The organism is Cupriavidus sp. 01L46, from assembly GCF_056399905.1.
In genome coordinates, this window is sequence record NZ_JBFTSF010000207.1 from 1 (window position 1) to 11957 (window position 11957).

8 protein-coding genes are annotated in these 11957 nt (G+C 67.6%); 3 read left to right on the top strand and 5 right to left on the bottom strand.

Features of this window, described 5'->3' with window-relative positions; genetic code table 11:
• Positions 1 to 179: 179 nt before the first annotated feature.
• The 3 genes from panC to AC1DS3_RS27625 form a co-directional block, all read right to left on the bottom strand.
• Positions 180 to 1028, bottom strand: a complete 849-nt coding sequence (gene panC, locus AC1DS3_RS27615) for a pantoate--beta-alanine ligase (RefSeq protein WP_477128357.1) — start codon at positions 1026 to 1028, stop codon at positions 180 to 182.
• A gap of 138 nt (positions 1029 to 1166) precedes the next feature.
• Positions 1167 to 2048: a segregation and condensation protein A gene (locus AC1DS3_RS27620; protein ID WP_477128358.1), complete on the bottom strand. Its 882-nt coding sequence runs from the start codon at positions 2046 to 2048 to the stop codon at positions 1167 to 1169.
• A gap of 46 nt (positions 2049 to 2094) precedes the next feature.
• Positions 2095 to 2283: a DUF3460 family protein gene (locus AC1DS3_RS27625; protein ID WP_006160566.1), complete on the bottom strand. Its 189-nt coding sequence runs from the start codon at positions 2281 to 2283 to the stop codon at positions 2095 to 2097.
• Between the two features lie 254 nt (positions 2284 to 2537).
• Between AC1DS3_RS27625 and AC1DS3_RS27630 the strand changes: the two genes are divergently transcribed.
• The 3 genes from AC1DS3_RS27630 (at position 2538) to bamE (ending at position 9175) form a co-directional block, all read left to right on the top strand.
• Entirely contained in the window at positions 2538 to 4394 is a 1857-nt protein-coding gene (locus tag AC1DS3_RS27630) for an autotransporter assembly complex protein TamA (protein WP_477128359.1), read from the top strand.
• Positions 4395 to 4491: 97 nt separating this feature from the next.
• Complete coding sequence (locus AC1DS3_RS27635; RefSeq protein ID WP_477128360.1) at positions 4492 to 8565, top strand: translocation/assembly module TamB domain-containing protein; 4074 nt, start codon at positions 4492 to 4494, stop codon at positions 8563 to 8565.
• 67 nt (positions 8566 to 8632) lie between these two features.
• Positions 8633 to 9175 carry an outer membrane protein assembly factor BamE domain-containing protein gene (bamE, locus tag AC1DS3_RS27640; protein WP_441633474.1) on the top strand — a complete coding sequence of 181 codons (543 nt, stop codon included), beginning with the start codon at positions 8633 to 8635 and terminating at the stop codon, positions 9173 to 9175.
• On the opposite strand, the gene AC1DS3_RS27645 is transcribed toward bamE, so the two are convergent.
• Complete coding sequence (locus AC1DS3_RS27645; RefSeq protein ID WP_441633289.1) at positions 9172 to 11040, bottom strand: SulP family inorganic anion transporter; 1869 nt, start codon at positions 11038 to 11040, stop codon at positions 9172 to 9174. The genes bamE and AC1DS3_RS27645 overlap by 4 nt on opposite strands.
• Before the next feature lie 140 nt (positions 11041 to 11180).
• Positions 11181 to 11957 (bottom strand): methionine--tRNA ligase subunit beta (gene metG, locus AC1DS3_RS27650; RefSeq protein WP_477128361.1); only part of this gene is annotated, 777 nt, incomplete at its 5' end.

Here is an 11957-nt window from a genome sequence, read left to right on the forward strand (position 1 = left end):
GCCTTAAGGCGATACTCAGACATGGGTCCCTCTTTCCCGCTCTTTTCGCCGAATCCCGAGGCGCCCCATACGGCCTAGGTAAACCTTGACGGCTCGCTTCGCATCGCGTTTGGGTGTTCCCCGCCTTGGGGGCGGGTCACACGGCTAAGACGTATGGGCGTGAGGCATTGCCTGGCTCGTCAGATTTCCAGGTTGTCGATCAACCGGGTCGCGCCTAGCTTGGCTGCGGTCAGGATGACCAGCGGTTCGCCGGCTACATATTCTTCGCGGGTGGGGGCTTGCAGGTCCACGCGCTTGCGGATGGATACGTAGTCGGGTTGCCAGCCACGGGCTTGCAGGGCGGCCTTGGCGCTGGCTTCGATGGCGGCGAGGTCCGCGCTGGCGCTGTTGGCGGCCAGGACGGTATCGCGGACTTCGTGCAGTGTCTTGTAGAGCACCGGGGCTTCGGTGCGCTCGTCGGGCGTCAGGTAGCGGTTGCGCGAGGACAGGGCCAGGCCGTCCTCGGCGCGCACGGTTTCGGCGGGGACGATGTCGATCGGCAGCGCGAACTGATGGACCATGCGGCGCACGATCATCAGYTGCTGGTAGTCCTTCTTGCCGAACACGGCAACGCGCGGCTGCGCGCAGGASARCAGCTTCATCACKACCGTGCASACRCCCTTGAARAAGCCGGGGCGGAAYTCGCCTTCSAGGATGTCGCCSAGGTCGTGCGGCGGCTCCACGCGATATTCCTGCGGCTCCGGGTACATGTCGCGCTCGGTGGGCGCAAACAGCACGTAGACACCTTCCTTTTGCAGCTTCTCGATGTCGTCCTGCAGCGTGCGCGGGTACTTGTCGAAATCCTCATTGGGGCCGAACTGCAGCCGGTTGACGAAGATCGACGCGACCACCGGGTCACCATGCTGGCGCGCCAGGCGCATCAGCGACAGGTGGCCTTCGTGCAGGTTGCCCATGGTCGGCACGAACGCCGCCCGGTTCTGCCCGCGCAACTGGTCCCGCAACTCGTGAATGGAGGAGATGACTTTCATGAAGTTGGTGTGCTGGTCGTGGTAGGAATGCCCCGGCGCGGGGGTGCGCCGGGAGGCCGGTCCGGTGCTCTAGGTGGCGCCGATTGTCGGCGGATTGTAGAACATGTGGCCCGAGGCGGGCGGCGCTATTGGTGCGGCTTAGCTGGGAATGTACGCCAATCGCACATAAATCGGTGCGAAGGGTTCGGCCTGGGTGATCTCGACCAGGGCTTCGCGCGATAGCTCGAGCATCGCGATGAAGTTGACCACCACCACGGGCACGCCCTTGCCCGAACGCACCGCGTCTTCGAAGAGCTCGCTGAACTCCATGAAGCGGGCATGCTGCAGGCGGCGCAGGATGTGGCTCATGTGCTCGCGAACGGACAATTCCTCGCGCGAGATCTTGTGGTGCTGGTTGAGCCTGGCGCGCTTGATCACGTCGGCCCAGGCGGCCTGCAGGTCCACCACTTCCACATCGGGGAAGCGCGGCGCAATGCTCTGCTCGATGTAGACCTGCGAGTGCAGGAAGTCGCGCCCGAGCTGCGGCACCTGGTCGATGCGCATGGCCGCCAGCTTCATCTGCTCGTATTCGAGCAGACGGCGGACCAGTTCGGCGCGCGGATCCTCTTCTTCGTCGTCGCTGTCGGACTTTTTCACCGGCAGCAGCATCCGCGACTTGATCTCGATCAGCATGGCGGCCATCAGCAGGTACTCGGCGGCCAGCTCAAGATTGCTCTTGCGGATCTGCTCGATATACGTGAGGTACTGACGCGTCACTTGCGCCATCGGGATATCGAGGAYGTTGAWGTTCTGCTTGCGGATCAGGTAMAGCARCARRTCSAGCGGSCCYTCGAASGCYTCMAGGAAGAYTTCCAGCGCRTCCGGCGGRATGTACAGGTCCTGCGGCAGCTTGAACAGAGGCTCGCCGTACAGGCGCGCGAACGCCATGCCGTCGACGGCGGCCGGCGTGGAATCCTGCTCGGGCGTCACGCTCGGCAGCTCGATCGCCGGCTTCAGCTTGTCCTGCTCGCTCTGGTTCATCTAGGGGCGGGCGCTCGGAGGTGGGGCGGTGTGGCGGGTAAGGGCTTTAGTCCAGCGAGTAGACGTATGGCTTTTGCGCCACGCGCGAGGCGTCGGCACGGGCACGTTCTTCGAGGTTGATCGGGCTCTTGTCCCACAGCAGGGCGCGGCCCTGGCGTTGTTCCGCTTCCAGGGAAGGGCGCTCGTCCTTGAGCGACTTCAGGAACTGGGTGATATCCGATTCGTAGGCAGCCATGGCGGGAAACAGGGTGAAATTAACAAACAGCGAGGATTTTACCGTATCGGCGGGCCTGGCAACGGGATTGCGCGCGATTCTGCCGTTTTCATCCCGTGCCTAGCCTTCGGCGACGGTTGTGGCGACGGCTGTGGTGACAGTCGCGCCGGTCTTTTTGGCGGCGCCGCACAGGCCGGCCGCGCGGGTGTGGTCAAATATCGACTTTGCGCGACGTGCATCAATCGATGAGGATGGACCCAGGGACCCCGTGCACCATGCCCGCMGGCCTTGCCGCCCCTGCCGGCGGACTGCCGGTGGCGCCGGCCGTGCTGCGCCGCCTGATGCACCCGCTGCTGGCGGCCCTGATGCTATCCGCGTGGCCCGCTGCCGCCGCCTATAAAGTCGAGGTAGACGCGCCCAAGCCGATCAAGGAAATCCTGCAGGACCACCTGGACCTGTCGCGCTACCGCACCCGCGACGATATCTCGCCCGACCAGTTCAACTACATGGTCGAGACGGTGGGCGAGCAGGTCCGCCAGTTCACTTCCACCGAGGGTTATTTCGATCCGCAGACCACCACCAAGGTGGACGGCAGCGGCGACGAGCGGACCRTGCACATCACGGTGGAACTGGGCGCGCGCACGGTGATTCGCGCCGTTGACGTGAATGTGACCGGCCCGGCCGCCAGCCAGTCGCCGGAGCGGATCGCCGAAATCAGGGCCAAGTGGGGCCTGCCGGTAGCCGCGCCGTTTCGCCAGGCGGACTGGGACAAGGCCAAGGAAGATGCGCTGGTGGCGCTGCAGAGCAATACCTACTATGGCGCCCGCCTGACCGGCTCGCAAGCCCGCATCGAGCCGGACGAGCACGCGGCGGACCTGAGCGCGCACTTTGCCAGCGGCCCGGCCTACAGCATGGGGCCGTTGAAGATCAGCGGGCTGCGGCGCTATCCCGAGCAGATCATCCGCAACGTCAATCCGCTGTACGAGGGTGAGCCGTACCGCGTGGAGCGCTTGCTGGAGTTCCAGCGCGCGATCCAGAACCAGCCGTACTTCTCCAATGTGCAGATCGACCTTGGCGAGCAGGAATCGACGGAGGACGGCAAGATTGTCGACACCAATCCGGACCGGGTCGCCGAGCCCAAGGCCGACATGCGCGCCGACAAGGTCACCGTGCCGGTGTACGTCCGGGTGCGGGAGTATCCCGTCAATCGGCTGTCATCCGGCGTGGGCTATACCACCGATACCGGCGCCCAGGTCGAAGGCCGGTATTCGTACTACAACCTGTTCAACCGCGCCTGGCTGTTCGACTCGCAAGCGCGCATCGAACAAAAGCGCCAGTACGCGTTCGGCGAGATCGCGATGCCGCCGGACAGCAGGACGTACCGCAACAGTGCCTACGCCAGCTACGAACGCACCATCGACCTCGAAAGCACCGACCTGACCAGCCTGCGCACCGGCCTGAAACGGTCCCGCTCCCGCGAGAAGTACGACACCACCATCTCGCTCGACTATTACTACGACAACCTGCAGCCCTTCGGCGAGGCGAACCAGCTKAGCCGGGCGCTGGTGCCTGCCTTTGCCTGGACGCGGCGCGACGTGGACAACCCGGTGTTCCCGCGCCGCGGCAACGTGATCAACACGCAGGTGGGGGTGGCCGCCAAGCACATGCTGAGCGACGAAACCTTCTTCCGCCTGTACGGGCGTATCCGCCAGTACGTGCCCGTGGGCAAGCGCGACCTGGTGGTGGCCAGGCTGGAGCTCGGCGCGGATATCACCAACGGCGACGTCACCAAGATCCCCGCCTCGCTGCGTTTCCGGGCGGGCGGCACGGATTCGATCCGGGGCTACGGCTACCAGTCGATCGGTACCCGCAACGGCGCCAGCGTGCTGCCGGCCAAGTACCTCGGCACGGCGGGCCTGGAATACCAGTACTGGTTCCTGCATGACTGGGGCGCCGCGATCTTCTGGGACGTGGGCACCGCCACCGACAACCTGACGGGCGTCAAGCTCTACAACGGCGTGGGCATCGGCGCGCGCTGGCGCAGCCCGGTGGGGCCGGTGCAGCTCGACGTGGGCTACGGCATCCAGGCAAAGCAGTTCCGCCCGCATATCTCGCTGGGAGTCGCGTTCTGATGATTGTTCTGACGATGACGATGACGATGACGATGACGATGCGGCCCCGCCGCCAGCACGGCGGCCTCCATGAACGCAGTTGCAGGGTATTTGCCACATGAGCATTCCCGACATGCCTCCCGTTCCCGCCTCCGGCGATGTTCCGCCCGGGCCGGCACGGCCGCGGCGCACGCGCCTCGGGCGCTGGCTGGCGTGGTGCGTCGTGGTGCTGTTGCTGCTGGTGCTGGCGGGGCTTGCGGCGGTGGTGCAGGCCTTGCGTACGGAGGCCGGCACGCGCCAGCTGTGGTCGCTGGCCACGCGCCTGTCCTCAGGCGCGTTGTCTGGCAAGCTCGAAGGCGGCACGGTGGCGCATGGCCTGCGGTTGCGCGATGTGGTGTTTGCCAGTGGCGAGACACGGGTGACGATTGACCGTGTCGACGGCAGTTGGGCGCTTGGCTGGTCGCCGACCCGCTTGCATGTCAGCGCGCTGCGCGTGGGCGCCGTCACGCTGCGCTTGCCGCCGTCGCAGCCTGACAGCGCGCCCGCCTCCTTGCCCAAATCGCTCGACCTGCCGTTGGCGGTGGACGTGGATACGCTCACGCTGGACCGCCTGACCTTGCTGCAAGGGCCGCCGGCCACGCCCAGCGAGATGGTGTTTAGCGACCTGGCGGGCTCACTTCATTCCGACGGGCGACGCCACCGCATCAGCGTGGAACGGCTGGTCACGCCGTACGGCAAGCTGGCCGCCAATGCGCAGATCGCCGGCCAGGCGCCGTTTGCGCTGAACGGCGCCGCGCTGCTGGAGGGCAGCTGGCAGAAGGAATCCTTTAGCATCAGCGCCAATGTGCGCGGCTCGCTTGCCGCCCTGCATGCGCAAGCCGAGGCCAGCGGCGATCGCCTGCGCGGCCGTGCCGAGGCGGACCTGACGCCGTTTGGCAAGGTGCCGTTTACCCATGTGCTGGTCAATGGCGAACACATCAACCCGCGCCTGTTCAGCCCGTCGGCGCCGCGCGCCAATCTCTCCGTGCAGGCCGAGTTGCGCCCGGTGGATGGCGCCGCCACGCCGGCCTCCGCTCCCGCTGCCAAGCCTGGCAGCGCCCACGACAACGCGTCCCTGCGCGTGGCGGGCGACGTGCGCATCGTCAACCACGAGGCCGGCAAGCTCGACGCCGAGCGCCTGCCGGTGGAATCGGTGCAAGCGCATATCGAGGTCGGCGAGGCGGCGCAGATGGTGCGCGACCTGCACGTGGCGCTGGCCGGCGGCGGCGAGATCAGCGGCGGCGGTGCGCTGCACGATGGCCGCGGCGGCTTCGACATCGACGTGCGCGACCTCGACCCGCAGGCCCTCTATGGCAGCCTGAAGCGCGTGCGCCTGTCCGGGCCGGTGAGCTTGCGGATGGAGCCCGGCCGCCAGAGCGTGGCGCTGGACCTGGCCGGCGGCGAGTACAAGCTCTTTGCCGATGCGCATCTGGATGGCGAGGCGGTGACGCTGACCTCGCTGCGCGCCGGCATCGGCGCGGGCACGCTCAACGCCGATGGCAAGCTGTCGCTGAAGGACACGCAGCCCTTCAGTTTCAAGGGCAAGCTGATCAATTTCGACCCGGCCCGCGTGGCCGAGGTGGCGCCCGGCCGCATCAATGCGGACTTCACCGCCAGCGGCACGCTAGCGCCGGAGCACCGCGTGGCGCTGGACTTCGCGGTGCGCGACAGCGTCTATGCGGGGCTGCCGATGCGTGGCGAGGGCAAGCTGCGCCTGGCCGGCGAGCGCTTGCTGCCGAGCCAGGCCACGCTGGAGATGGCAGGCAACCAGGCCCAGATCAACGGCAGCTTTGGCGCGCGCGGCGACCGCCTGAAAGTGCATGTGGACGCGCCGCAGCTCGAGCGGCTCAAGTTCGGCGTGGCCGGTGTGCTAAAGCTCGACGCGGACATCACCGGCACGCTGGCGCGGCCCGAGATCGTGGCCAGCTATGCCGCGCTGTCGCTGGTGGTGGGCCCGCACCACGTAGCCAGCGCCAGCGGCAGCGCCGAGTTGCGCGGGGGGCTGAACGGCACGCTCGCGCTGAAACTGAACGCCCGCGACTATCGCGGCCCGGTCGCCACGCTGCGCACGCTCGATGCCTCGCTCAGCGGCACCCAGGCCAGCCACGCCTTCGACCTGAAGGTGGCCGGCGCGCTGCACGACAAGCCGATGCAACTCGCCTTGTCGGGGCAGGGCGCCTGGCAGGGGGCGGCCGGCTGGAAGGGCACCATCCGCACGCTCGAGGAGCGCGGCACGGCCAACGTGCGGCTGATCGCGCCGACGCAGCTGCAGGTGGCGGACCAGCGCGTGCATCTCGGCGCGGCCAGCCTGCAGTTCGAGCGCGCCCGCGTGACCGTGGACAGCTTCGATTTCGACCACGGCCGCATTCGCACCCAGGGCAACCTCGATGGCCTGCAGGTGGCCAACGTGCTGCGCCTGGCCGAGGCCTTGACCGGCGAAGCGCCGCCGGTGCGCTCGGACCTGGTGCTGGACGGCCGCTGGAATATCACGCTGGCCGAGTCTGCCTCCGGCTTTGCCGAGCTGCGCCGGCGCAGCGGCGACGTCTCGGTGAGCGCCGGGCGGGGCTACACCGCGCTGGGCCTGGGCGAAACCGCGCTGCGCGCCGAGTTTGCCGGCAGCCGCGTCAACCTGAAAGGCGGCATCGAGGCCGCACGGGTCGGCAAGGTAGTGGTAGACGCGTCCGCCGGGCTGATCCAGGAGCAGGGCCTGATGACGGTGACGCCGGCTTCCACGCTGGCGGGCAAGGTCTCGCTGGATGTGCCGAAGATCAAGTCGCTGGAGGCGCTGAGCGGCCCGCAGTATGCGTTCGATGGCAAGCTGGCGGCGGTCCTGCAACTGGCGGGCAGCGTCGGGCAGCCCCTGGTTACCGGCAATATCGACGGCACCGGCATCGCCATCACGCTCTACGACCTGGGTATCCAGCTGACCGATGGCATCGTACACGTGGCGCTCGACCAGAACACCATCGAGCTCAAGCAGGTGGAGTTCCGCGGCGGCGACRGCAAGATCGTGGCCACCGGCAACGTGAAGCTGGGCGACACCGATCCCAACCTGACGGGCAAGATCGTGGCCGACAAGCTCCAGCTCTTTGCCAGCCCCGAGCGCAYGCTGATCATTTCCGGCGATGCCAGCATCGCCAACGAGAACCGCCAGATCGTGATCCGCGGCAAGTTCCGCGTGGATCGCGGCTTGTTCGACCTGCCCAAGGCCGGCGCTCCGGAGCTGGGCGACGACGTAGTGGTGGTGCGCCGCCGCGACCAGCGCGAGATCAAGACCGCCGCCACGCCGGTGCCGGAGGCCAAGCCGGCCAGCCGCTTCAGCCCGCTGATCGACCTCACGCTCGACCTTGGCGACAATTTCCGCTTCCGCGGGGCCGGCGCGGACCTGCGCCTGGGCGGGCAGCTTGGCGTGCGCAGCGCCCCGCTGACGCCGCTGCGCGCCACCGGCACCATCCGCGTGACCGACGGCACCTATGAAGCGTTCGGGCGCAAGCTCAACATCGAGCGCGGCATCGTCAATTTCAACGGGCCGGTGGACAATCCCAACCTCAATATCCGCGCCATGCGCCGCAACCAGGAAGTGGAGGCGGGGGTGGAGGTGACCGGCACGGTACGCCTGCCGCGCGTCAAGCTGGTGTCCGAGCCGAATGTGCCGGAGGAGGATAAGCTGTCATGGCTGATGTTCGGCTACGGCGCGGAAGGCGCCGCGGCCGGACAGCAGCAGCAACTGAGTGCGGGGGCCCTGGGTGGTGCCGCGCTGGGCATGCTGGGCGGGCGCGCGGGCAAGGGGATCGTGCAGCATCTGGGCATCGACGAGTTTTCGATCGGGCCCAGCACGGCCGGCCTCAACGACCAGCAGGTGGTCAGCGTGGGCAAGGCCGTGACCGAGAAGATCTCGGTGGGCTATGAGCAGAGCCTGACCAGCGCCAGCAACGTGGTCAAGATGACCTGGGCATTCTCGCGGCGCTGGTCGCTGATTGCCAAGGGCGGCTCGATCAACGGGCTCTCTGTGCTGTTTAACCGCCGCTTCGACAGTTGGGGCAATTTGTTCACGGGCGCGTCCAACCGCGCCGGAACCGCGAGGAGCCAGACCGATGCCAGCCAGGATGCCGATAGCAATGCAACGGACGCAGCCGCGCCCGCGCAGCCCTGAGACACGCACCATGATCTGCGTGCCGCCCAACTCCGCCACTGCCGCGTCTTACCGACGCCTTGCCGCCATGGGACTGATTTCCTCCGTGCTAGCCCTGTTCGGGTGCGACCAGCAAAAGGTCGACGAAGCGATGAAGAAGGCGGGCGATACCGCGCACGCCACCTGGAACTCGGTCAAGCCCGACAGCCAGTTGTTCAAGGGCATCGTGGCGGGCGAATCCAGCGAGGACGACGTGCGCAAACAGGCCGGGCGCCCGGAGATCACCTGGGAAGAGGAGGACGGCGGCCGCCGGCTGGAATACCCGCGCGGCCCGGAAGGCGCCACCACCTGGATGGTGACGATCGGCGCCGATGGCAAGGTGCGCAATATCGAGCAGGTGCTGACCGCGGAGAACTTCGCGCGCGTGCGCGCCGGCATGAGTCGCGACGATATCCGCCGCCTGGTCGGCAAGCCGACCAAGGTGGAAGCGTTCGCGCTCAAGAAGGAAGAGGTGTGGGGCTACCGCTGGTGGGAAAGCGCGCAGGAGAAGGCGTTCTTCAACGTGCATTTCGACGCCGACGGCAAGGTGACGCACACCTCGCGCAGCGACGAGAGGCTGCAGGGCGGTTAGCCTGCCGCGGGCCGCTCGGCCCGCTCGGCAAGCAACACGCCGGCCCTGGCGCAGGCTGCGGCCAGCGTGTCGCAATAGTTCGCCGTGCCCATCTGTTCCAGGAAGCCCGCGCGCCGCATCAGCGACATCACCTGTGCTGCCGCGGCGCAGATCACCAGCGTGCCGCCGCGCCGCGCCAGCGTCTTGCGCAATGCGTCCAGCGTGTCCAGCCCGGTGGTGTCCAGCGCCACCAGCTTGCCCACGTCGAGGATCAGCACCGCCGGTACCGGCTGCGTGCGGTCGCGGGGGTCGATCAGCGCTTCCACCTTGTTGACGGCGCCGAAGAAGAGCGCGCCGGTCATGTGATAGGCCGCCACCTCGCCGGCCGGCAGCGGCCTGCCGTCGGCCGCCGGGGGCAGCGCGGCCGGCGTGATCGCCTCGATCTGCGTGAGCGCGGCCATGCGGTAGATGAAGAACAGGCAGGCGAGCACCAGGCCCACCTGCACCGCCACGGTCAGGTCGAACACCACGGTCAGCACGAAGGTGCCGAGCAGGATGATGCGGTAGTTGTTGCTGTAGCGCTTCAGGTGCGTCAGCCCGAACACATGCCACTCGCCCATGTTCCACGCCACGTAGAGCAGGATGGCGGCCAGCGTGGCGAGTGGGATGGCGCTGGCCAGTGGCGCCGCCACCAGCACGATCAGCAGTAACGTGGCGGCGTGGATCATGCCCGCCACCGGCGTGCGCCCACCGCTGCGCACGTTGGTGACGGTGCGGGCGATGGTGCCCGTGGCCGGCAGGCCGCCGAAGAACGGCGTGACGATATTGGCGATGCCCTGCGCCATCAGCTCCTGGTTGGGATCGTGGCGGTCGTCGATCAGGCTGTCGGCCACGCGCGCGCATAGCAGCGATTCGATGGCGCCAAGCAGGGCAATCGTCAGCGTGGGCGCCACCAGTTGCTGGACCAGTTGCCAGCTCAGTTGTGGCAGCGCAAACGGCGGCAGGCCCTGCGGAATGCCGCCGAAGCGCGTGCCGATGGTCTCCACCGGCAAGTGCAGCAGGGCATTGCCCGCGGTGGCTAGCACCAGCGCTATCACTGTGCCTGGAACCATGGCCAGCGCACGGCCAATGCGGCCATGCGCATCGGGCGGGCTTGCCGGATTTGCCGGGTTTGCCGCCATCGTCGGTACAGGGCGCCAGCGCTTGCCCGCCAGCAGGGCCAGGCGCGACCAGGCCGCCACCACTACCAGCGAGCTGGCCGCCAGTGCTACCGTGGGCCAGGACACCGTGGGCAGGGAGCGTCCCAGCACACGCATCTGCGAAAGGAAGTTGCCAGGCAGCTTGCCGGTTTGCAGGCCAAGGAAATCGGCGATCTGCGAGACCATGATCAGCACCGCGATGCCGTTGGTGAAGCCGATCACGATGGCTACGGGGATAAAGCGGATCAGGGTGCCTAGCCGGAACAGCCCCATGGCGAACAGCAGGCCGCCCGCCAGGATGGTGGCGATCAGCAGGTTGGCCACGCCGTAGCGCGCCACGATGCCGTAGACGATGACGATGAAGGCGCCGGCGGGACCGCCGATCTGCACCGGCGAGCCGCCCAGCGCGGCGATCAGGAAGCCCGCGATGATGGCGGTGAACAGGCCGGCCTGCGGTGGCATCCCGGAGGCGATGGCAAAGGCCATCGCCAGCGGCAGCGCCACCACGCCCACGGTGAGCCCGGCGGCAAGGTCCTTGAAGAAGAGGGCGCGGTGGTAGTCGCGCAGGCTGTCGAGCAGGCGCGGGTGGAAGGCGGCGAGGGGGAAGGGCTGGCGCAGGCGTGGCCCGCCGCCAGCAGGCGGCGCTGGCGTGCCAGAAGGGGCGTGGCCGGGAACGCTGTCGGGCATGCCAGGAAATCCCATCAACACCCTGTCGGGCATGGGTGCAGTATGAGCTTCCCGGCGGCGTGGCGTCAATCAGCGCCGGCGCCAATGCGCCATGGCGCATTGGCGGCTCGGCGCTGGCGCGCCTCACCGCCTGTGGCAGGTCAGCCGATGCGCATGCCAGGCACAGCGCCTTCGTGCGGCTCCAGGATCCAGAGGCCCGGCGTGGCCTTCTCATCCGCTGCCGAAGCGGCCAGCACCATGCCCTCGGACAGCCCGAACTTCATCTTGCGCGGAGCCAGGTTGGCCACCATCACGGTGAGCTTGCCCACCARCTGCTCGGGCGTGTAGGCCGACTGGATGCCGGAGAAGACGTTGCGCGTCTTGCCTTCGCCCAGGTCCAGCGTGAGCTGCAGCAGCTTGCTCGAGCCTTCCACCTTCTGGCAGTCCACGATCTTGGCCACGCGCAGGTCGATCTTGGCGAAGTCGTCGATCGTGATGGTGTCGGCGATGGGCTCGATCGATGCAGCGGCGGCATCCGCTTCACCGGCGGGCGCGGTGGCCTGCAGCGAGTCGCGGTTGGCGGCCAGCAGTGCATCGACCTGCTTGGCATCGACACGCGTCATCAGGTGCGAGTACGGCTGCACCGGGCGCGAGGCCGAGAGTTGCTTGTCGATGCCGCGCCAGTCCAGCGGCTCGATATTGAGGAAGCGCTCCACGCCCGCGGCCATCTGCGGCACCACCGGCTTGAGGTAGACGGTGAGCAGGCGGAAGGCTTCCAGCGAGACCGAGCAGGCAGCGTGCAGTGCCGCGCGCTTGCTTTCGTCGCGTGCCAGCTCCCACGGCTTCTCCGTGTCGACGAAGGCGTTCACCGAATCCGTGAGCTCCATCACCAGGCGCAGCGCCTTGCTGTACTCGCGGGCTTCATAGAACTGTGCCAC